Source organism: Haloglycomyces albus DSM 45210 (genome assembly GCF_000527155.1).
Classification (GTDB): Bacteria; Actinomycetota; Actinomycetes; order Mycobacteriales; family Micromonosporaceae; genus Haloglycomyces; species Haloglycomyces albus.
On the sequence record NZ_AZUQ01000001.1, the window covers coordinates 980,954 to 1,002,836 of the forward strand.

General features: G+C 60.4%; 22 protein-coding genes. 10 read left to right on the forward strand and 12 right to left on the reverse strand.

All coding sequences use genetic code 11. The features are described 5' to 3' along the window. Positions 1-5: 5 nt before the first annotated feature. The 5 genes from HALAL_RS0104610 to HALAL_RS0104635 form a co-directional block, all read right to left on the reverse strand. Positions 6-890: an ABC transporter permease gene (locus HALAL_RS0104610; protein WP_025272876.1), complete on the reverse strand. Its 885-nt coding sequence runs from the start codon at positions 888-890 to the stop codon at positions 6-8. After that, entirely contained in the window at positions 890-1,993 is a 1,104-nt protein-coding gene (locus tag HALAL_RS0104615) for an ABC transporter permease (RefSeq protein WP_025272877.1), read from the reverse strand. Before HALAL_RS0104615 ends, HALAL_RS0104610 begins: the two co-directional genes overlap by 1 nt. A 545-nt stretch (positions 1,994-2,538) precedes the next feature. Then, positions 2,539-2,829 (reverse strand): type II toxin-antitoxin system prevent-host-death family antitoxin, encoded by a 291-nt coding sequence (locus HALAL_RS0104620; RefSeq protein ID WP_025272878.1) that lies wholly within the window; start codon positions 2,827-2,829, stop codon positions 2,539-2,541. 1,320 nt (positions 2,830-4,149) lie between these two features. Next, positions 4,150-4,911: an ABC transporter permease gene (locus tag HALAL_RS0104630; protein WP_025272880.1), complete on the reverse strand. Its 762-nt coding sequence runs from the start codon at positions 4,909-4,911 to the stop codon at positions 4,150-4,152. Positions 4,912-4,917: 6 nt separating this feature from the next. Continuing rightward, complete coding sequence (locus HALAL_RS0104635) at positions 4,918-5,883, reverse strand: daunorubicin resistance protein DrrA family ABC transporter ATP-binding protein (protein WP_025272881.1); 966 nt, start codon at positions 5,881-5,883, stop codon at positions 4,918-4,920. Between the two features lie 167 nt (positions 5,884-6,050). On the opposite strand from HALAL_RS0104635, the gene HALAL_RS17355 reads away from it, so the two are divergent. The 3 genes from HALAL_RS17355 (at position 6,051) to HALAL_RS0104650 (ending at position 10,337) form a co-directional block, all read left to right on the forward strand. After that, positions 6,051-6,710 (forward strand): PadR family transcriptional regulator, encoded by a 660-nt coding sequence (locus HALAL_RS17355; RefSeq protein WP_025272882.1) that lies wholly within the window; start codon positions 6,051-6,053, stop codon positions 6,708-6,710. A gap of 95 nt (positions 6,711-6,805) precedes the next feature. Further along, positions 6,806-8,545: an acetyl/propionyl/methylcrotonyl-CoA carboxylase subunit alpha gene (locus tag HALAL_RS0104645; RefSeq protein WP_025272883.1), complete on the forward strand. Its 1,740-nt coding sequence runs from the start codon at positions 6,806-6,808 to the stop codon at positions 8,543-8,545. Between the two features lie 337 nt (positions 8,546-8,882). Beyond that, on the forward strand, positions 8,883-10,337 hold the full coding sequence (locus tag HALAL_RS0104650; protein ID WP_025272884.1) for a GuaB1 family IMP dehydrogenase-related protein: 1,455 nt from the start codon (positions 8,883-8,885) through the stop codon (positions 10,335-10,337). 420 nt (positions 10,338-10,757) lie between these two features. On the opposite strand, the gene HALAL_RS0104655 is transcribed toward HALAL_RS0104650, so the two are convergent. Beyond that, the gene (locus tag HALAL_RS0104655) at positions 10,758-11,786 is read right to left on the reverse strand and encodes a C40 family peptidase (protein WP_156937597.1); all 1,029 of its coding nucleotides are present in this window, start codon (positions 11,784-11,786) and stop codon (positions 10,758-10,760) included. A 219-nt stretch (positions 11,787-12,005) separates the two neighbouring features. Between HALAL_RS0104655 and HALAL_RS0104660 the strand changes: the two genes are divergently transcribed. The 6 genes from HALAL_RS0104660 (at position 12,006) to HALAL_RS0104685 (ending at position 14,315) form a co-directional block, all read left to right on the forward strand. Beyond that, the gene (locus HALAL_RS0104660; protein ID WP_025272886.1) at positions 12,006-12,356 is read left to right on the forward strand and encodes a metal-sensitive transcriptional regulator; all 351 of its coding nucleotides are present in this window, start codon (positions 12,006-12,008) and stop codon (positions 12,354-12,356) included. A gap of 91 nt (positions 12,357-12,447) precedes the next feature. Continuing rightward, on the forward strand, positions 12,448-12,705 hold the full coding sequence (locus HALAL_RS0104665) for a heavy-metal-associated domain-containing protein (protein WP_211240426.1): 258 nt from the start codon (positions 12,448-12,450) through the stop codon (positions 12,703-12,705). 131 nt (positions 12,706-12,836) lie between these two features. Next, positions 12,837-13,388 carry a TetR/AcrR family transcriptional regulator gene (locus tag HALAL_RS0104670; RefSeq protein WP_025272888.1) on the forward strand — a complete coding sequence of 184 codons (552 nt, stop codon included), beginning with the start codon at positions 12,837-12,839 and terminating at the stop codon, positions 13,386-13,388. Beyond that, entirely contained in the window at positions 13,385-13,738 is a 354-nt protein-coding gene (locus HALAL_RS0104675; RefSeq protein ID WP_025272889.1) for a DMT family transporter, read from the forward strand. Before HALAL_RS0104670 ends, HALAL_RS0104675 begins: the two co-directional genes overlap by 4 nt. Continuing rightward, positions 13,735-14,055: a DMT family transporter gene (locus HALAL_RS0104680; protein ID WP_025272890.1), complete on the forward strand. Its 321-nt coding sequence runs from the start codon at positions 13,735-13,737 to the stop codon at positions 14,053-14,055. Before HALAL_RS0104675 ends, HALAL_RS0104680 begins: the two co-directional genes overlap by 4 nt. Before the next feature lie 59 nt (positions 14,056-14,114). Further along, complete coding sequence (locus tag HALAL_RS0104685; protein ID WP_025272891.1) at positions 14,115-14,315, forward strand: hypothetical protein; 201 nt, start codon at positions 14,115-14,117, stop codon at positions 14,313-14,315. Between the two features lie 48 nt (positions 14,316-14,363). On the opposite strand, the gene HALAL_RS0104690 is transcribed toward HALAL_RS0104685, so the two are convergent. Next, on the reverse strand, positions 14,364-15,893 hold the full coding sequence (locus HALAL_RS0104690) for a peptide MFS transporter (RefSeq protein WP_025272892.1): 1,530 nt from the start codon (positions 15,891-15,893) through the stop codon (positions 14,364-14,366). 361 nt (positions 15,894-16,254) lie between these two features. Between HALAL_RS0104690 and HALAL_RS0104695 the strand changes: the two genes are divergently transcribed. Next, positions 16,255-16,902: a GNAT family N-acetyltransferase gene (locus HALAL_RS0104695; protein ID WP_025272893.1), complete on the forward strand. Its 648-nt coding sequence runs from the start codon at positions 16,255-16,257 to the stop codon at positions 16,900-16,902. A gap of 402 nt (positions 16,903-17,304) precedes the next feature. Here the strand turns inward: HALAL_RS0104695 and trxA are convergent, their stop codons facing one another. The 5 genes from trxA to HALAL_RS0104720 all read right to left on the reverse strand — a co-directional run bounded on the left by trxA (position 17,305) and on the right by HALAL_RS0104720 (position 21,882). Then, entirely contained in the window at positions 17,305-17,646 is a 342-nt protein-coding gene (trxA, locus tag HALAL_RS0104700; RefSeq protein WP_025272894.1) for a thioredoxin, read from the reverse strand. A 28-nt stretch (positions 17,647-17,674) separates the two neighbouring features. Next, positions 17,675-18,604 (reverse strand): thioredoxin-disulfide reductase, encoded by a 930-nt coding sequence (trxB, locus tag HALAL_RS0104705; RefSeq protein ID WP_029767400.1) that lies wholly within the window; start codon positions 18,602-18,604, stop codon positions 17,675-17,677. Between the two features lie 138 nt (positions 18,605-18,742). Further along, positions 18,743-19,552, reverse strand: a complete 810-nt coding sequence (locus HALAL_RS0104710; protein WP_025272895.1) for a hypothetical protein — start codon at positions 19,550-19,552, stop codon at positions 18,743-18,745. Beyond that, the gene (gene sigM / locus HALAL_RS0104715) at positions 19,553-20,215 is read right to left on the reverse strand and encodes an RNA polymerase sigma factor SigM (protein ID WP_025272896.1); all 663 of its coding nucleotides are present in this window, start codon (positions 20,213-20,215) and stop codon (positions 19,553-19,555) included. It abuts the gene before it with no gap. A 95-nt stretch (positions 20,216-20,310) separates the two neighbouring features. Continuing rightward, complete coding sequence (locus tag HALAL_RS0104720; RefSeq protein ID WP_025272897.1) at positions 20,311-21,882, reverse strand: protein kinase family protein; 1,572 nt, start codon at positions 21,880-21,882, stop codon at positions 20,311-20,313. Position 21,883 lies beyond the last annotated feature (1 nt).

The following is a 21,883-nucleotide window of genomic DNA, read 5'->3' on the forward strand; positions in this document are numbered from 1 at the left end:
TCATATCACCTCTCGCGCAGCCTGGGGTTGAAGATCTGTTCCAGCGACCGTTGCAGGGTGATCAGGCCGATGGTGAACAGGATGATGAGGGCCAAGGGGACGACGATGTACAGCAACCCGGCGGTGGTGTAGAAGGCATTGTCCTCCCAGCCGGAGTTGACCATGACTCCCCAGTTGTTCTCGGTGTACGGGAGCAGACCGAGGACGTACATACCCACCAGCGCGTAAATGGCGTTGTTGACCGCGATGATGAAACTGATGATGATGAAGCCGACCATGTTGGGCAGGATCTCCACGAAGATGATCCGTCCCTTGCCCAGATCCTGCAGCCGGGCCGCCTCCACGAATTCACGTTCCTTCAGCGACATCACCTGCGCCCGGATCGAACGGGTCAGGTAGGGCCAAGCGGTGAGACCGATGATCAGCGCCACCTGCCAGGAGTTCAAGGTGTCCAGTACCGATATCAGCATGATCATCAGGACCAGAGCCGGAATGGTGACCACCACGTCGGTGACGTAAAGGACCACCGTATCGATCCAGCCGCGCAGGTAACCCGCCAAGGCACCCAAGACGATGGCGACTATGACGGCGATGAACCCCGCCAGGAAGCCGACGGAGATGGGCTGCACCCCACCGAGCATCGTCTGTTGAAAGATGTCCTGGCCGAATTTGTTGGTACCCAGCCAGTGGTCTCCGGAAGGATCCTGCCAGGGATTGCGTAGATCCTGAGCATTATCGCTGCCCATGATCAACGGTCCCAAATAGGTGATGGCGAGAATGAACAGGACGATCAACCCGCCCACAAAGCCGGACTTCGATCGGGTCATTCCGTGCAGGAACCGCTTGAATACACCTGGTTCGTCGTCAACGACCGTCGGGGTGGCACTCATCAGGCTCCCTCCTTGCTGTTGAGGCGGATCCGGGGGTCGAGACGGGAGTTGATGATGTCGACGAGCAGGTTCGCGAACACCACCGCCGACGTCAAGAAGATCGTCATCGCCTGTACGACCGGATAATCGTGTCGCCAGGTGGCTTCGAACAACATGAGGCCCAAGCCCTTGTACTGCATGATCTGCTCGACCACGATGGCACCGCCGATGATGGTTCCCAAGGCGAGCGCGATTTGAGGAACGACCGGGAGGATGGCATTGCGACCGACGTACTGGGTGCGAATGCGCCCTTCTTTGAGCCCGCGAGCGCGAGCGACGGTCACGTACTCCTCTCCGAGTACTTCTGCGGTCGTGGACTTCATGGTGAGCATCCAGCCACCGGTGACGGTGACGGCGTAGGCGATGATGGGAAGCATGGCGTGGTACAGGGCGTCTCCGATGAATTCGAAGGTAAACCCGACTTCCACATAGGGCGACAATCGCCCCTGCATGGGTGCGTAATCGAAAAAGCCGAGCCAGACCGAACCGACGAGGATCAGTACCGCGAGAAACAGGTAGTTGGGGATTCCGGCCATGACTCCGGCGATGGGACTGACGATCTGATCGAGGAGACCGTTACGGCGGTAGGCGAGAACCATACCGACGAAGAGTCCGAAGACGACGGCGATGGTGATACCCGCGCCGACGCTGAAAAGCGTCCAGGGGAGGTATTCCATGATGCGGTCGAGGACCGGTTCGGTCCGGCCGGTCAGGGTGGTTCCGAAGTCGCCGCGTAGCGCGTTGGCGAGGTATTCGAAGTACTGCTGTATCAGTGGGGCGTCGGGGTCGTAGGAGATACGGGCACGAGCGACGGAATAGGCCTGATCGGGGTGCGTGCCGTTAGCGATGAGGGAGTTGGCCATTTCCTCGACGGGGTCGCGGGGCATTGCCCGCAGGAGAAAGAAGGTCCCGGTAATAACCAGGTAGATGGTAAAGAGCGAATGGATCACGCGCTTCAGTACATAGCTGCGCCGTAGGCGTCTCCACAGCGACGGCTTGTGCTCCTTCGGGGACGGCGGAGACCCCTCCACCGCTGGGTCCGAGGACGTGGTGTCTGTTGCCACGTTGGCACCCCTTCGTACTCGCTATTGGCATTCAAATAAATGAGAAAGAAAACTTTCTGTTTTTGAACGTACCCGTGATCACGTAGCGCACGCCATAGCGGGGGCGTAATCTTTATCATTCTTAACTGGTGTTGATACGTTTCTGTAACACGATCGAGAAACCCGGTTAAACGGTCCAACATACGGGACGATTCCGGTGCACAGACCTCACGCGGTCGAATCAGCGTCCTTCCCGACGATCCACAAATCCGACGCTTAAATACCCACAGGCAATAAAAAAGCGGCTCGCCAAAAAGCGAGCCGCTGTGCGTTCGGTCCCAGTCTAACGTACGAAGTGGAGGTTCTCGACGGCCCCTTCCATTGCGGGCAAACAGTAACCGCCACACGCACCTCAAAGCTCCGAGTGCGAGAAACCGACTGGCGCACAACAATCACACAGTCCACCGAGCCGCAATTGCAGAGCACGACGCGGCGGTAGATCAGCCTTTGATCAATCGTAGTTCGGGGGTCGAGAAGGACACCTGCGAAAAGTACGCTCGTCCTCGTCAATAACGGCGATAGATCTCGCGACGGTGCCCTACCTCGGTCATCAGTGCTTCCAACGATGTACCCGGCTTATCGCCCTGTGCGGAGAGAGCAGGCTTGGCGCGTTCAGCCCAGTACGCGTCCTCCACCTCCTCTATTAGGCCGACATCTTCTACCGGGACGAGTGCCGCGATGCGCCGCCCTGCGCGAATAACAAAAATGCGCTCTCCCTGCGAGGCCGTTTCGAGCACGCCCACCGGGCGCGAGCGGAGCTCGCTCACCTGCACCTCATATTCCGAGTACATATCCATACATACAAAGTAGAGGCTGTACAACTTGTCAAGCCAGCACCACTCCTCAGACCGAACAAGTATTCGGAATAATCAGCGTTTCTTGCCGAAAGTAGGCACCTTGCCACAGGTGCGACGCTCTTTCCAACAAGCCTGGCAGCACAGAGTGGGGTATCGAACGATGCTGATTCCGCCCACTCTCGCACTGCGTTTAGACTGCAGTCCCAGGCGAGAGGGTATAAGATGTTGCGCCGGAGAGAAGCCCGATGATCAGAATAACGACAACGGCAAGGTTGACCGCGACAATGCCACCCCTGACAGCCGTCGAGCAGTCGCGCAGGCGTGTAAACGCCAGAACGAGGGCCCCGACCACGCCGGTACCGACAAGCAGACAGTTGGAAATTGCGGTCACTGCAAACCATGTTGTGACTTCAGCTCGAGTTCTCGTGTTCACTTCGGATTCGATTGGCTCCCCCTGGATTATCCGTGAGACATGATGGTTCCGGTGTGGCAAATGACTGGCACAATGCACTTTCTTTTCGGATCAGGATGGAGTTGAAGTGGGGAATGAAGATTTCTCTGTGAAACTCCGTACCCTTCCAGAAAATCATCATATCGATAGTCGTAACCTTCACACTGCCCCACTGTTGTATCTCGCCAACGGTCAGCGATGTTCCGCTCATCCGTTGTGATGGCCGGACAGTCCATTGTCCTGTGGGTCGACCAAATCCGCATCGTCAGCGTCCACTGTGTCTGTCGTTGGTGAAACGGTCGAATACCAAGGTCATGACGATACGGTCGCTGGCACGATCAGACACCCTTCGGCATGAAACCGCCTCGAACGATAGGTACCCTGGTGAAACGCTGTATACTCACAGAGGTTCTCACGTCCACAGTGCTACAACTTCATGATGACGCGGTGAGGATAAGTAGCACGATGACCAAAGCTAGAATCCACTCGACCCGGTTGCTCCAGCCCGACAAACAAGCCCAACGTTCGCAGTTCATTTTCACCGCCGCTTTTAGAGACGAGAATAGGAATGATGACGGTACGCCGTCTTCATTCCTATTCTCTCTTTCAAGTTTTCTCTAGGCTTTAGGACGGATGACGCGCCGGTAGAGTGCCTGGCATTCTTAAAATGCCCCACCACCGCACATTCCCCACAGATATACCAACTGGCGAGCTTCCAGCGAAGCGCAGAAGCGGTAGAGCTGGAGAGGAGCTGGGATCGGCTGAGGTGCTGCGAATTCGCGTGAGGAGGACTCGTAGCGACCTTCAGGTCGTGAGAGGCCCCCGCAGCGCGAAGGCGTAGTGCCTCAGCCGATCCCAGCGGTCACCCACTACGCAGCTGCTTTGGAGAACTTTCGGGTCGACCAGAACATGGCCAGGAGCATGAGTCCACCTAGGAATACTCCGGCCTGCCAAATCGTCGGATCCGACAGGTCTCCCGCGAAGAGGGACCGTGCCGCTTCCACCGCGTAGTAGAACGGGTTGAAATCGGCGACCGTCTGCAGCCAGTTGGGAGCCAAGGCCATGGGCAGCATGATTCCCGACAGCAGCATGACCGGCTGAACCACAGTGTTTACCACAGGAGCCAAGGCATCTTCACTACGCAGAATGATTGCCAGCGCATAGGAGACGCTTCCCAGAAGGAATGCCACCAGCACCACGATCAACAGCATCATTCCCAGGCCCTTCCAGTGGATGGTCAGGCCCGCGATGGGTGCGGACAGCAACACCAAGACCAGGGCTTGCACCACGGTGGTGGAAACGGTCTGCAGGACACGTCCCGCCGACAATGCGGCCCGGCTGACAGGTGTCACCCGCATACGTTCGATGATGCCTTCCTTCAGCTCCGCGATCAGGCCGAAGCCGACGAAGGTGGAACCGAACAGCGCCATCATGATGATCAGTCCGGGCACGAACGTCTCCATCGCACCGTTTTCGAATCCGGGCATGGATTCGAAGCCGTTCAGCAAGGGCGCGAAGAGAATGAGGAAGTACAGTGGTTGAACCAGCATGACGACCAGCCATACCGGCTGTTTGAGGTTCAGCAGCATGGAGCGCTGATATACCAGCCAGGTATCGCGCAAGAATTTCATGGTGTTCTATTTCCCTTCTCGGAGGCTGCGACCGGTTTGTTTGAGGAAGACGTCGTCGAGGCTGGGGCGGTGCAGCTCAATCGAGGCCGGAGCGATATCGGCCTTGTCAAGCAACCGCAACATGGTCGGAACCGCTTCGGCGCCGTCTTCGACGTAGAGACGGATCTCGGAGATCCCCGTGGTCGGGTCGGCCTCCTTGCGCTCCACCTCCCGCACGAATTCCTGGCCGGTCAGGATGTCTTCGGCTTCGGCGGCTTGACCGTTGACGCCGACGGAGACGACGTCTCCGGCCACATCGTGCTTGAGGCTGCGTGGTGTTCCCTCCACGACGATCTCGCCGTGATCCACAATGGCCATGCGGTCACACAGCACATCGGCCTCGTCGAGGTAGTGGGTCGTGATGAAAATACCGGTGCCGCCCTCGCGCAGCCCTTGGACTTCGTCCCACATGTGCGCACGGCTCTGCGGGTCGAGACCGGTCGTCGGTTCGTCCAGAAACAGCAGTTTGGGGCGATGCACGACGCCGAGAGCGATGTCGAGGCGGCGACGCTGGCCGCCCGAGTACGTCTTGGTGCGGCGGTCGCCGTATTCGCTCAGTTGAAACAGATCGAGTAGTTCGGCCGCGCGCTCGCGCGCCTGGGCCTTTGACATGCCGTAAATGCGGGCCTGCATGATCAGTTCGTCGCGGGCACTGACGTCACCCCAGGTTCCGCCGTGCTGGCCCACATACCCAATATCGCGACGTACCGCTTCGGCGTTCTTGCGCAAATCGTGTCCGACTACCTTCGCTTCACCCGCGCTGGGCTCGAGGAGAGTGGACAGCATCCGCATGGTGGTGGTTTTTCCGGCTCCGTTTGGACCGAGGAGGCCAAAGATCTCACCTTCGGCGACCGACAGGTCCACGCCTTTTACGGCTTCCACCGTCTCGCCGCGGGCTTTGAAGGTCTTTTTGAACCCCTTGGTTTCGATCAACATGATGATGTTCCCTTGTTTGCATGATGACACTATTATGATGTCATAATGAAGTCTAATATATGCTCGCCTTTTGTTCAACTTTGACTATAGGCGCGACCATAACCAGTAGTCCAACGAATTTCTGGTGATACACATGATAGTCAAGGCTGGTATATTCTAGAACCATGTGGAGCACTCGACTGACGGTTTTGGGACTGGTGCGTTGGCTCGGTCCGGTTCACGGCTACCTCATTCGCCACGAACTCGAACGATGGAGCCCACCCGAGAGCCCGAACAAGCTCAAGGCCGGGTCGATCTATCACGCGCTGAAAAAGTTGACCTCCGACGGCCTTGTCGAGATCGTCTCCACCGAATCGGTCAACGACCGTCCGGCCCGCACCAGCTACCGCATCACCACCGCAGGCGAGCGCGCCTTCCACACCGAGCTGCGTCGGCAGCTGTGGGAGTTCACCCCGGCCACCGACCCCTTCGAAGCCGTCTGGGCGTTCGCCCCGGCCCTGGGAACCAAGGAAGCCATCGCCGTGCTCCGTGAGCGCGCCGACGCGCTCTACGGGCACATCGAACAGCTCACTCAGTGCTTGGCGAATACCACGGGTGAATGGGAATCTCAGGACCTCGATTTCATGCCCGACCATGCTCGTGCGATGATGCGACGTCGGGCCGAAATGCTGGCCGTGGACGCCACCTGGTGTGAAGAGACCGCCGATCGCATCGCCAATGGGGAGATCGATCTGGGGACGGACATGAACTCTGACATGTCGCAACAATGGCGCGAAGCGATTCAGCACGACTATCAGAAAAAATCCACAAACGAATCTGTGTGAACCCTACAAATTATGCCCGGTTTATACCGAAATAACTTCACTAAATTGCTCTAGCCGTAGCAACCGGGTGAAGGCCACCCATTACACTGCCTAACGTGCGTAAGGTATTGATCGCCAACCGCGGCGAAATCGCGGTGAGAGTAATCCGAGCTTGCAAAGACGCGGGCCTCGAATCCGTCGCAGTGTACGCCGATGGCGACCGGGACGCTCCTCACGTCCTGCTGGCCGATGAGGCGTACTCCCTAGACGGAACCACGGCGGCCCAAAGCTACCTCGATATGGACAAAATCCTAAAGGTAGCCAAGCGCTCCGAATCCGATGCCATCCACCCCGGCTACGGCTTCCTGTCGGAAAACGCCGACTTCGCCCAGGCGGTCATCGACGCCGGAGTCACCTGGATCGGCCCCAACCCACAGGCCATTCGCGACCTCGGCGACAAGGTGACGGCGCGAAAAATCGCCGAACGAGCCGGTGCGCCATTGGTACCCGGCACCAAAGACCCCGTCGACACCGCCGACGAGGTACTGGCCTTCGCCGACGAACACGGCCTGCCCGTAGCCATTAAAGCGGCCTTCGGTGGTGGCGGACGCGGACTCAAAGTCGCCCGCGAGCGCGAAGAAGTCGCCGATCTGTACGAATCGGCCGTCCGTGAAGCCGAATCCGCCTTCGGACGCGGAGAATGCTTTGTGGAGCGCTACCTCGACAAACCTCGTCACGTCGAAGCGCAAGTCATCGCCGACCAGCACGGCAACGTCGTCGTCGTGGGAACCCGTGACTGCTCCCTGCAGCGTCGCCACCAGAAGCTGGTGGAAGAGGCACCCGCGCCCTTCCTCAACAAAAAACAGCGTTCAAATATCCACGAAGCCGCCCGCAGCATCTGCAAAGAAGCCGGTTACTTCGGCGCGGGAACGGTCGAATTCCTGGTCGGCCAGGACGGAACCATCTCCTTCCTGGAAGTCAATACCCGCCTTCAGGTCGAACACCCGGTCAGTGAAGAGACCACCGGCATGGACCTGGTCCGCTACCAGTTCATGATCGCCGACGGGGAAAAACTGCCCCTGACGGCCGACCCCGAGCCGCGCGGCCACTCCATCGAATTCCGCATCAACGGCGAGGACCCCGCCCGCAACTTCCTCCCGGCTCCCGGCACGGTCGAGAAGGTCAGTTGGCCCTTCGGACCGGGCGTACGCATCGACACCGGTGTCGAACCGGGCACGGTCATCGACGGCAACTTCGATTCGATGCTGGCCAAGCTCATCATTACCGGTGCCGACCGGCAGCAGGCGCTGGAGCGCTCGCGTCGGGCGCTGGACGAGCTGCACGTCGAAGGATTGCCGACGGTGATCGACTTTCACCGTGAGATCGTCCGCGACAAGGCCTTCACGGAAGACTTCACCGTCTTCACCCGCTGGATCGAGACCGAATGGGCCAATAACCTGGAACCGGCCCCCACTCACGCTCCCGACACCGAATCCGAGGAACGCACCACGGTCCTCATGGAGGTCAACGGCAAGCGCGTAGAGGTCTCCATGCCCGCGAACCTGGTGAAACCGGCGGGCAACTCCAAACCTCGTAAGCGTTCCAAGTCCAAGGACAAGGCGTCACCCGCCGCGTCCGGTGGCAGTGACACCTTGGACAGCCCGATGCAGGGTACGATCGTGAAGCTCGCGGTAGAGGATGGACAAACCGTTACCGCTGGTGATACCGTCGTAGTGCTCGAGGCAATGAAGATGGAACAGCCGATTGAAGCCCACAAGTCGGGTACGATCGCGAAATTGGACCTGTCGATCGGTGACACCATTGCCGCAGGTGATTCCATCTGCGAGATTTCCTAACGAGCCCGTAATCTCATAAATATGCGCAGCCCACCCCGTTCGGGGGCTGCGCATATTTGTGTGTCCTGGTGTGCAGCCGGTCGGTTCCCGCATCAGGCCGCTTTGACTGGTCAGGTGATGGCTTGGTTTACTGCCGCATTGCTCTTGCGGAAGGCCTCTTGCCGCCCGGAACAACATCACGCTCGGCGTGCGGTCCTGGCATCTGGCAAGTCTCCGATTTCAAACAATGTAAGACACCGCTGTTTCATTCGACAGCGGTTCCAGCGATGACCGTAAGGGCCGGACGGCACCGGTTATCGTGGCAGAGTCGGCTCTCGCATACATGTTAGGAACAACCATGCGTTTCATTCAGGGACCGGACCCGGTCACCCAACACGACCTCACCTATTCCGACGTATTCATGGTCCCGGCCCGCTCCGACGTGGGTTCACGCCTGTCCGTCGATCTCTCCACCTCCGACGGCACGGGAAACACCATTCCGATCATCGCCGCCAATATGACCGCCGTGTCCGGCCAGCGCATGGCCGAGACCATCGCACGGCGCGGAGGCTTGGCCGTGATCCCACAGGACATCCCTCTCGACGTCGTCGCCGATACGATCCACACGGTGAAAAAGCGCCCCATCACCTGCGATACTCCAATTACGCTGTCTCCCACCGCTACCGCCGGCGAAGCGCTGAACCTCATTCCCAAGCGTGCCCACGGTGCCGTGATTCTCATCGACAACGGCAACCGTCCGGTCGGAATCGTCACCGCCGGCGACTGTGAAGGGGTCGATCGCTTCACGCCCTTGGCCGAGATCGCCTCGACCAACGTCATCACCTTGCCGGAGGGCATCAGCGATGAGGAGGCGTTCAACCGGCTCAACGACGCCAAGATCAAACTGGCTCCCGTGGTGAACGTCAACGGTCAGCTGGTCGGCATGCTGACCAAACCGGCGGCCCTACGCAACACCCTCTACACCCCTAATACCGACCATCAGGGACGACTGCGCATCGCCGTGGCCGTCGGCATCAACGGCGACGTCGCCGCCAAGGTGTCGGCCCTGGCCGACGCGGGCGCCGACCTGATCGTCATGGACACCGCCCACGGGCACCAGGGACGCATGATCGATGCGATCGCCATCGCCAAGAAGACCGCCCCGCACCTGTCCATCGCCGCCGGAAACGTGGTGACGGCCGAAGGTACACGCGAGCTGATCGAAGCCGGTGCCGACATCGTCAAAGTCGGCGTCGGCCCCGGAGCCATGTGCACCACCCGCATGATGACCGGCGTGGGACGTCCGCAGTTCTCCGCCGTCCTGGAATGTGCCGCAGCGGCTCGCGAGCTGGGTAAGAGCGCATGGGCCGACGGCGGAATTCGCCACCCGCGCGACGTGGCCTTGGCGCTGGCGGCTGGTGCCTCCAACGTCATGGTGGGCTCCTGGCTGGCGGGAACCTACGAGTCCCCCGGCGACCTGCACTACGATTCCGAAGGGAAAGCCTACAAGGAGAACTTCGGCATGGCGTCGGCTCGGGCGGTACGGCTCCGCAATACAGGGGACAACCCCTTTCAGCAGGCCCGTAAGGCCCTATTCGAAGAAGGAATCTCCACCGGGCGCATGTATCTAGACCCGACTCGGCCCGGTTTGGAAGATCTGCTGGACTCCATCGTGGCCGGAGTCCGCTCGGCGGCAACCTATGCCGGAGCGGGGAACCTGGAGGAATTCCACGAACGTGCTCAAGTGGGTATTCAAAGCGCCGCCGGATTCAGCGAAGGCGCACCCGTACCCCGCAGCTGGTTAACCACCTGAAGCACCACCAAGACGTCATGTGAGAGAGCTGTGGTGTCCGACCTCCTTATAGGTCGGACACCACAGCTCTCTCACATGTTCGAAAGGCGGCGATACAACGATCCACGATAGACCACGTATCCGTGCAGAGGCGGCGACAAGGGCGGCTGCCCGGCCGCCTTACGGAGAAAACAACCGGCGAGCTGCCAGCGAAACACAGAAACGGCAGAACTGCCTGTGCTTTCACAGCAAGACTCGATGTCCCGCAAACCCTTACGTAACTGGCGAGCCGCTAACAACGCGCGCAGCGCGTGTGCAGCGGCGGTAGAGCTGGGATGGGCTGAGGTGCTGCGAATTCGTGCGAGGAGGATTCGTAACGACCTTCAGGTCGTGAGAATCCCCCGCAGCGCGAAGGCGTAGTGCCTCAGCCCATCCCAGCGGTCACGGACGACCAAAGCCGGCTATGCCCATCATGTCCATATCGGCCACTCGGACTACGTCACCGGTTTGCGGTGCGTGTACTACTTCGCCGTTTCCAATGTAGAGGGCATTGTGGCTCAGTCCGGAGTAGAAGACGATGTCACCGGGCTGCAGTTCACTTCGGGATACTTTGGCAACCTGGTTCCACTGCATGTTGACGTTGTGCGGCAGGCTAACGCCCGCTTGTTTCCAGGACCCGAGGACCAATCCCGAGCAGTCCCAACTGTCGGGCCCTGCCGAGCCCCACACGTACGGTTCTCCCTGTTGGTTGAGCGCGAAGTTGACTACCTCGGAGTTGTCTCCGTTGTAGTTGGGTTGGCGCGCGTCAGGGACCTCCGGGGCCGTCACCTGGTCCAGCAGGTATTCCAGGTCGGCGACGTCGGCTTCGATCTCTTCTTTTTGCTCTTCCAAGTCGCTGATGATCTCATCGGCGTCTTCCTGCAGGGTTTCGAGCTCCTTTTTCTTCTGCTCGAGTTCCTGCACATTGTCGACGAACTCTTGGAGGTCGGCCTGTTCGTTGGCCGTCAAGGTCTCGAGGTAGCTCATCCGGTCGGCGATGTTGCCGGAATTTCCACTGAGCACCGCGTTGACGAACGCCGTGTCGCCGTTGATGTGGGCGTTGGTGACGAGGTCGGCGATTTGATCGCGGGCTTCTTCAACGGCCGCTTCAGACTCGGGCAGGTCTTCGTTGATCTGGTCGATCAGGTCTTCGGCGTCCTTGAGCTCTTCACGTTTCCCGTTGTATTCTTCGATGACCTCTTCGAGCTCGTCGTTGCGGTCTTCGATTTCCTCGCGTAGCTCTTCTTCGCTGGGTTCGGCTTGGGCGACGCCTGAACCGAAGAGTACGAGTCCCGCCAACACGCCTGCCGTGCCGACGCTGAGGATACGTTGCCAGGAGGAGCGTCCTTCAGACTGCGATGATGTCCGGGGCGGGGCAGTCCCTGAAGTGGAGTGGGGGCGCGAATCGGTCATTGGTTCACCGTCAAGCACGCACTGTGCTCCTTTCTTCTGAATACGCGGGTCCGGTTCATCGGGTCGGGGTTACGTCGGACTCCGCGCCGGGAGAAATGAACCATTCTGACGTTAGTCCGGGGTGTCACGCTTGACAAGGGCTAGGAGAGGAATTCTCAATAACTGGCACAATTTAATACGGACGGGTCGGGGTGTGTTACGGGCCGCGATTTGCATGATACCCCCTAGGGGTATATAATGAACGATGAGGAGGTCGCGATGGAACAACCGCAGGAAACGCTCAGTCACGAAGAGACTGGCGAACACTACTGGTATCACGATGACAAGGACGCGATCGTACGCCGTCTGAAGCGTATTGAAGGTCAAGTTCGGGGCCTGCAACGCATGGTCGATGACGATAAGTACTGTATCGATATTCTGACCCAGATATCAGCGGTCAATAAGAGCCTGCAGTCCACTGCGGTGACCCTCCTCGAAGGACATTTGGCTCACTGCGTGGCCGACGCCCAAACCTCGGGTGACGCGCAGGAGGCCGAAACCAAAGTCAAGGAAGCCAGCGCCGCCGTCGCCCGCCTGCTGCGCGGCTAACGCCGACACGGCGTGTCCACCAGCGCGGAATCGTGGTATTCGACGACGACACTCCCTCCCGCCGACCACCATTGGAAACAGGAGATACATCATGCAGAGCACCTATAAAGTCGAAGGAATGAGCTGCCAGCACTGCGTCAACAGTGTCACCGATGAGTTGAAGGGCGTTTCGGGAGTCACCGGCGTGGACGTCAACCTTGAATCGGGCACCGTCACCGTCGCCAGTGACGCCGAGTTGGCCCTCGACAAGGTACGCGAGGCCGTGGACGAGGCCGGTTACGAACTCACCGGGAAGGTCGCGGCCGAACTCAACGACACCAAGGAGGGTGGCGGCTGCGGCTGCTGCTAAGTCCCATACCTCACCAAGCGGGTTGGTTTCAGCGTATGCGCTGTTCACCAACCCGCTTTTATTATGTCGCGAGCCGATTGAGGGCGACGTGAATCCTCGACACTTTACCAACCGGATGGTAAAGTAATTTTATGAGCACCGATACCAGGGATCGCATCATGACGGCCGCACGCAGCCTCGCGGAAGAAGATCAGTCGGTCAACGGCGTGACGATCTCGTTGAATTCCGTCGCGCAGCGGGCGGGCTTGACCAAGGCCGGGTTGCTGTATTACTACGGCACCAAGGAGGAGCTTATGCTCGGGCTCGTCGACCACACCGCAGAGCGATGGGCCGAAATGCTGCGTAAAGCAGCGGGCGCGGGTCCCGACGAGCTCACGCCCTTCGACAAACATCGGGCGTACGTCGAAGTCGCCACGGCCAACGAATTGTCGCGCGGAGACTACTGGATCTGCACCGATACACATTTCCTTCCCGTCCTGGCCGAACCCTGGCAACGACACCTCGGTACGTGGCTCACCACCGAAGGACTGTCAGAGCAGGCCACGGCACTGCTCGATACCGCACGATTCGCCGCCGACGGCGCTTGGATGGCGAATGCGACCGGCGTCTTTCCCGCACACAACCTGGAGTCGGTGCGCACGTCTGCTTGCCGACTCATCGACGACGCGGAGGTGTTGCCGTGAAGAAATGGCTTTTGCTGAGCGCGGCGATCGTCGCCGAAGTAGTGGGCACGATGTCCCTGCGTGCCGTGGTCGACAACGCAATATGGGCACCTGCTGTGGCAACCAGTTATATCGCGGCGTTCGTCCTGCTGGGGTTGACACTGCGGTCCGGACTCACCATCGGCGTGACCTACAGCATCTGGGGCGCCAGTGGTGTCGCACTAACAGCACTCCTCGCGGCACTTCTGTTCAACGAGCTGCTACAGCCCGTCTCCATCGCGGGAATCGCGCTCATCGCCGCCGGCGTCATCATGATCGAAAGCGGATCGCATTCCGCCGCCACTCGCGTGTCTAAGGAGTCCCTGTCATGAGCTGGATCTGGCTGATTGCCGCCATCGCGTGCGAAATCATCGCCACCCTGGGGCTGCGCGTCTCCGACGGACTCAGGAAGCGTATCTGGATCGCGCCGGTCATCGGCGGCTACCTCATCGCCTTCTTCTTCCTCGCACTCGCGCTGGACGAAGGCATGGCGATCGGAGTGGCCTACGGCATCTGGACGGCGACCGGGATCGCGCTGGTAGCGCTCTTGGCACGGGCCATTTGGAAAGATCCGCTGACGATGCGTATGGCCTTGGGCATCGCGACCGTCAGTGCCGGTGTGGTGCTCGTGGAATTGGGAGCACACTAACCACGACACCGCCGCAATCCGATTGTGTCCCGTCACCTGGCAGCGCTATCCTCTGAATCATGGCTCAATCCGACGATGACCGCCCTGTTGAATTCGGCGATGATGACCTCTCCGTCATTCCTGACCAGACCTCGGACGATACCGACATCGGCTGGGGTGAACCTCCGGAACGGATGAGTTCCCGCAGCGCCCGTAAGGGCCCCAAGCTATCGGCACACGACCTCGACATCCTCAACGAACGACCACCCCATTGGTCCTAATACCGCCTTGGGCGCTCGATTGAGCGGGCGTCCAAGGCGTTGTTGTCGCTAATGATGCCCGGCGGACACCAGCAGGCGACTCAGTTTCGGGACCGACACCAGCATGAGCAAACCCGCCACACCTGAAATCGCGGCCATCGCGAAGAAGAAACCCGACTTACCGATGTGCGGTACCAGCAGGGCGTACAACTGCCCACCCACCGGAGTGCCGACCGCCGGAGCCAAGAACCACACCCCCATCATCTGCCCACGCAGCTTCTGCGGAGCCAGTGCCGACGTCACGCTCAAACCAACCGGCGAAATGGTGAGCTCGCTCCACGTCATCAGCAGATACACTACACCGAACCACAACAGCGCGATCGTCGCGCCCCCATCGGCGATGATCTGCAGCGAACCCAACAGGGCAAAGGCCGCTGCGATCAACACAAGCCCGACGGTGAACTTCTTGACCGTGTTGAAACGGTCGCCCAGTTTGACCCACAGCCCCGCGGCCACCCCACCGAACAACAGGATGAAAAGCGTATTGAAGTTCTGTGTTGCTCCGGCGGGGATCTCCCAGCCAAACAGATCCAGGTTGACCTCCTCATTCGCGAAGACGGTCAACACACTGCCGATCTGCTGGAAAAGCATGAAGAACACGACGGCAGCGAGGAACAGGCCCACGTAGACCTGCATACCGGTGAACTCCGCAGGCGTCATCTGGTGTTTCTGCGCAAAGATGTAGACGAAGTAACCGACGACCACCAGCACGCCAAGCACGGTGATGACTGTGGGTACGGTGACCAAGTTAAACGTTCCGCTCGCCACCCAGACGACCATGACGACGGAAACCATCGCCAGACCGATCAGGATAGAGCGCAGAGCCAATGAGCGCTCACGCGGGTCGAGCGGGCGGCTGGGGCCGTTGCCAGGGCCGGAAATGCTACTCCACCCTCGCATGTACCACAGCAGACCGATGGCCATTCCCACCGCTGCCGCCGAAAACCCGAGGTGCCAACGATCATCGCCGGCAAGGAACGGGGTAACGATCAGACCGAGGAGCGCCCCGATGTTGATGCCGATGTAGAAAAGGGAGAACCCCGAGTCGCGGCGGGCGTCCTGATCTTCGGGATAAAGATTCCCGACCATCACGGAAATATTGGGTTTCAACAGCCCGGTTCCGATGATGACCAGAGCCAGTCCGGCGAATACGAACGCCGGCCCCGTTACGGGCAGGGCCATGGAGATGTGGCCGAGCATGATGACGATCCCGCCGATGAGTACCGCACGCCGTGATCCCAGTACTCGGTCGGCGAGCCATCCTCCGGGAAGCGCGGTCAGGTACACCATTCCGGCGTAGATGGAGGCGATCGGCACCGCCACGGTGTCGTCGAGACCGAGACCGTTATTGGCCAAGGTGGCGGTCAGATAAAGAACGAGGATCCCTTGCAGCCCGTAGAAACTGAACCGTTCCCACATTTCCGTACCGAACAGGACCGCCAGGCCGCCCGGATGCCCGAGAAAGCGACGGTCGTTCGCAGCGGGCACCGCGTTGTTACGCCCGGAGTCGGCGACTCCGGCGGGTTCGGAATGACGCATGGGGAGCTCTCCTCGCTGTCCAAATACCGGTCACAACCGCTTACTCACACAGATCCTCCATAACGGAACGACGTGGTCAGGATCGGCGTAATGTCGTCGGGCAATAATCACGTTCACCTCCAGGTCGTCTCACCGGCGTGAACCCCAGTGTGCTCGTGACGGTACCCAGCGTGCGGTTGTTTTTCGAATCTAACTCTCAAAATCCTCCGCGACGAGAAAATGTTTCGAACAGAACACCAGGTGGCATATGACAACCGAGCTGATGGCAACAGGACGGCACTAACCCTCAAGAGTCGTAAACCTGACAGGGTGCGGGCGTGTTCGGCGACCATCTCTCGGTAAATCGAAGTAACCTTGACAGGTGGAACAGAGGCGTATTGAGAACCTCACCTTGGACTCCCTGGATCGGCTACCACGCAAATGCCGGCACTGCATATTCTGGGAGCTCTCCCCCGTCTGTGCCGATGCCGCCGCTGAGGTCGGAGACCCCTCACTGGAGAAGGAAGCCTGGATTTCACAGACGCTCCTCCAATGGGGATCATGCGGACGACTCGCCTTCCAGGGTAAAAAACTCGCCGGATTCATCATGTACGCCTCCCCCAAGTTCGTCCCGCGTGCCGAGGAATTCCCGTCCGGACCGGTATCCACCGACGCCGCGCTCATCATGACCGCCTACGTGGCACCGGAACTGACAGGACGGGGTCTCGGGCGACAACTGATTCAAGCGGCGGCCACCGACGTGCGGCGCAAAGGACTGTACGCATTGGAGGCTTTCGGCGACGCACGGGGAGAAGGGGAAGCCTGCGTGGCTCCGGCCGACTTCTTCCGCTCGGTAGGGTTCAAAACCGTCACTCCCGACCACGGCTACCCCCGATTGCGCCTGGAGATGCACAGCGCCATCGCCAGCGACGCCGAAGCGGCCAACGAGAACGACATGGAATCCGAATTCGACCTACTGCTACTCGATACCGGGCACATCGACATGATTCGCGAATACGAGTCCTCGTAGTCAGAGCTCATCGCTCGGTCTCATCGACACCGACAGGGCACGCAAAAGCCGCGAGCGCCATTAGCGCTCGCGGCTTTAAATCTATGGAACCGCTCCACCAAGACCTAGGAAGCTTCCAGCGAAGCCTCGACTACCACACAAGTCCTTTACGTCACTGGCGAGCTTCCAGCGAAGCGCAGAAGCGGTAGAGCTGGCTGTGTTCCCTACAGAGCTCAACCACCATGAATACCCCGACGAAACTGGCGAGCTTCCAGCGAAGCGCAGAAGCGGTAGAGCTGGAGGGGAGCTCAGGTTGTTCCAGGTGCTGCAGATTTGCGCGAGGAGGATTCGTCGCGACCTTCAGGTCGTGAGAATCCCCCACAGCGTAAATATGGAGTGCCTGGGGCAAGCTGAGCGGTCACCTTACTTCAAACCAGCGAACTTTTTGATGACCGGTTTGGAGTTGGCTCCTACCATTTGGTCGGCGGCTTTGCCGTCCTTGAACAGGATCATGGTCGGAATGCTCATGACGCTGAACTGACGGGCAATGTCCGGGTTGGCGTCTACGTCCAACTTGCGGATGTCGACCTCGTCGGTTTCGTTGGCCAGTTCGTCCAGGACCGGCGCGACTTTGCGGCACGGGCCGCACCAGGTCGCCCAGAAGTCGACCAGAACCGGTTTGTCCGACTGCAGCACTTCGGCTTCGAATTCGTCGGTGGTTACGGGTACGGCCTTACCGGCGGCTCCGGATTTCGTGTCAGCCATGATTTCTCTCCTTGCGATCGGGAAGGTACTACAAGTAGTTGTCAACGTCGAGCGCTGCCATGCAACCGGTTCCGGCTGCCGTCACCGCTTGTTGATAGAACGGGTCGGTCAGGTCGCCGGCGGCGAAGACGCCCGGCAGGTTCGTGCGAGTCGAGCCCGGCTGCGTGACGACGTAGCCGTTGTCGTCGAGGTCGACCTGGCCTTTGAACAGGTCGGAACGCGGGTCGTGGCCGATTGCCAGGAACACCCCGGTCACATCGTCCATCACGCTTTCCTCACCGGTCACGGTGTCTTTGATCTGAAGGCCGGAGACCTTCTTGTCTTCGCCCAGAATCTCGGTAACGACGCTGTTCCAGCGAACGTCGATCTTCGGGTTGTCCATGGCCCGCTCGGCCATGATGCGTGAGGCCCGGAAGGTGTCACGGCGGTGTACGATCGTCACCTTTTCAGCGAACTTGGTGAGGAACGTGGCTTCCTCCATGGCGGTGTCACCGCCACCGACCACGACGATGTGCTGGTCGCGGAAGAAGAAGCCGTCGCAGGTGGCGCAGGCCGACACTCCGTGCCCCATGTATTCGTCCTCGCCGGGGACGCCGAGTTTACGGAAGGCCGAGCCGGTGGACAGAATGACCGTACGGGCACGGTATTCCTGGTCGCCGACCCAGACGCGCTTGATGGTGTCTTCCAACTCCATGCGGCTGACGTCTTCGGGAACGAGCTCGGCACCGAAGCGTTTGGCTTGTTTCCGCATTTCATCCATGAGATCGGGTCCCATGATGCCGTCCACAAACCCCGGGTAGTTCTCCACGTCGGTGGTGTCCATCAGCGCCCCACCGAACTGCGAGCCTTCAAACACCAGCGGTTTGAGGTCCGCACGTGCGGTGTAGACCGCAGCGGTGTAGCCTGCCGGTCCCGAACCGACGATGATCACGTCTCGTACTTCTTCAGTCTCGCTCACAGCAATCTCCTGGGGCTTAAGTCTGTTTCAATTAGCTAACGCCAGTGCCGGTTGGCCTATTCCCCTCTAGGCTGACATGTGCCGCCAGTCACGCACCGGGCACGTCCGGCCGCTGTCGGTCCGCTCCCGTCGGTGTGTTCAGTCGGAGATGTAGAGCTCGTTGATGATGCCGTCGCTGCATTCGGGACCTACCGCTACTGCGGTGTCTCCCGAATCCGAGGCCAGTAGGAACACCACGGCCGGTTCGCCGTCGAAGGTGGCGAAATCAGCCACGAGTGGGAGGGCGTAGGTTTCCAGGATCGCTTTCTGGCAATCCCGCCAGGAGGATGAATCCGCGATCATTTCGCGCAGGTCTTTCGGTGCCTCGCTGACCTCCGCGGCGGGGTCGTTCTCCAGAGTGCGGAGCATCTCTAGGACGTTATCGCTGGAATCGTATTCCGTACCGCTGGTCACACGCTGAATGGTGCCGCCGCTCTCGTCGGTTTCGCCGGTCGTGTCGCCGTTCTCTCCGTCTCCCATCGCGCCTAGGTCGTCCTCATCGGTGGCGTCGGGGCCGGAGAATTCAGGGCCGGACTCCGAGTCTCCGTTCGCCTCCTCGGTCGCGGTGGCGTCGTCTTCGTCGTCCTGCGAACCGACTGCGCTGTTGGGAGCTTCCTGTGGCCGCGAATTCAATAGAATCGGTGTCGCCACCACTCCCACTACCAGGATCGCAAGCGCTGAAAACGCCACGGTGGCGACCGCGAGGCGCGGTCGGGTGGCGCGGAGGCGGTCGGTCCATCGGGCGGTTTTGGAGACCGGGCGGAGTTTCTGCGAGTCGGGAAGGTTGTCCAGCACGCGGTCCAGTTGCCGCTCCACCGATTGGGGAATATCGTCGTAGTCTGCGCTGCTGCGGCGAAGGACGGAGGCAATGTCGTCTTGGCTCCAGGGTGACTGGCTGGGGGACGTCATTCAGGCCCTCCTCCTTTCTGGTGGCTGTGGCGGCGCGGCTGTGGGGTGCGGTGGTCTCTTCTCTGAGACGTCTCGCTGCTCGGGTGGGTTCCCGTCCCATCCGACCGAACGTAGATGGGACGCCATCTTCTTTCTGCCGCGTGCGGCACGGGATTTGACCGTGCCCGGGCGGATCGACAGTATTTCGGCGACTTCGTCGACCGGGTAGCCCAGCATGTCCACGTAGACGAGAATGGTGCGTTGATTGGCGGGAAGTTCCTGGAGTGCTTGGCGTACCGTCACCGACAGGCTGACGTCTTCGTGGTTGACGTAGGCTTCCTCGGGGTTTTCGCGGATATTGCGTTCGGCGAGTGCGCGGCGGCGCTGGTTGGAGCGGATGCGGTCGAGGCAGGAGTTGACCACGATGCGGTGCAGCCAGGTGGAGACGGCCGACTTCCCTTTGAACCCCCGCGCGGATTGGTAGGCCTTGATCATTGAGTCCTGTAGCGCTTCGGCGGCGTCGTCGGGGTTGCCGAGAGTGCGCACGGCGACGGCCCAGAGCCGATTGCGGTGGCGTCGAAAGAGTTCGCCGAAGGCCTCCCGGTCGCCGTTGACGTGTCGGTCGAGTAGTTGGGCGTCGGGGAGGTCCGGATCCGGGGGCCGGGGTGTGGAGGACTGGGTCATGGCATCACCACCCTTAGGTGACCCCGTCGCTGTGGTGGGAGGCTTCGGTGCAGTGCGAATGCGCAGGGTCGGGGTGGGACACCGCCATCGCGTCGTTATTCGCGTACGTACACATCAATCGAGCTCACTGTCACCTTGTATCCGCTGGGCACCTGGGGCAGGTGGGTTATCCATACCACTATATACCGCGCCTCCAAATCACCGTCCGGGCGCAGTTCCAGGTTGGAATTGACATTGTCCAACGGTTCGACGACGGTGTCAAAGGCGTCGACGATCTCCTGGTCACCTGAGGTGCTGTCACCTGGATCGTCGCTTCCCGTCAGCAGTCCGACCGTGGCACCGGGCGAGGTCATGGTGACGCGTACGGAGGAAATGTCCTGTTTTTCCCCCAGGTCGACCAGTATCCCCATTCCGGGTTTCAGGTTTCCAAAGTTGGGGTCGCGTTTGTAGGTGTCGGTCGTCCAGCCGGTCGCTTCGTCGCCGTCGAAGAGGAGGTCGGTTCCCCCGAGTTCGGTACGTGTTCCTTTCGGCGGATCGACGATACGCACCATATCGGCGCTGAGGTCGATCGCTTCGGGAGCGGCGGGCTCGTCGGAACCTTCCTCGCCGGAGCCTTCCCTGTCGGATTGTTCGTTCTCGCTGGCGGACTGGGCGGTCTCGGGTTCCTCTTCGAAGAACACCAAACCGCCGATGACGACCACCAATGCCAAACAGGCGGCACCGGCCGCGATCAGGGCCGTACGTTTCATCGACCGGGGCGGTCGGTCTGTTCCAATGGAGACCTCGGAGCTTCCGGTGGCGGTGTCAGAACCCGCGTGACCTCCGAGCTCGGCCGCAGCGACGTCGTGTTCTCCAGAAACGTCCACCCGAGTCGGTTCCTCAACCGCGGCCGGCGTCACCATAGCCAGACCGCGTTCCTGCTCATCACTTGCCAGGTCACGCAGACGCTCGGCGAGACGACCCGCCGACGGCGGTTCGGCGGAAGGATCTACGAGCCCAGCGACGACACTGGATACCTCTGCCCCGACCTCGGGGTTCAGTTCGCGTACGTCTTGGGGTCGGCCCTGTTCATCCGGCGGGGCAGCAGGCAGGTTGACGTTGACCGGTACGTCGCCGGGCCAGGATCCGGTCAGTGCCGCGTAGAGAATCGACCCGAGCGCTCGTACGTCGTCGGATTGACTGTGTCCGGTCTCCCCATACGGTTCGGTCACCATGATGCGGTCGTCTTCGGACAACAGCAGAGAATTGGTGTGCAGATGGCCGTGAGCGATTCCCGCGTCATGAACGGTTTGCACGGCGTCGGCGATGGAAGCGGTGATTTCGAGCGCGTCCGATTCCGGCAGGGTTCCGTGCCGGAGGACCTTGGTCAGAGGTTCGCCCTCCACCCATTCGCGTACGACGTAGGCGAACCGGTGTTCGTCGACGGCGTCGTAGACCGACACCATCGAGTCGGTGATCACTCGGGAGGCCGCGACGGCGGCGTTCATGGTCGCGGACGCCTCTTCTCCGCCGGGGATCCGAACGACGACGGCCACGGTTCGATTCAGGATGATATCGGTACCACGCCACAGGTTCCGTGCCCCGCCATCGCCTCCGATGTGCTCGTCCAGACGATAGCGTTGGGCGAGAAGCTCCCCGACCTCTGGCAGGTCAGCGCTGACAGTCATC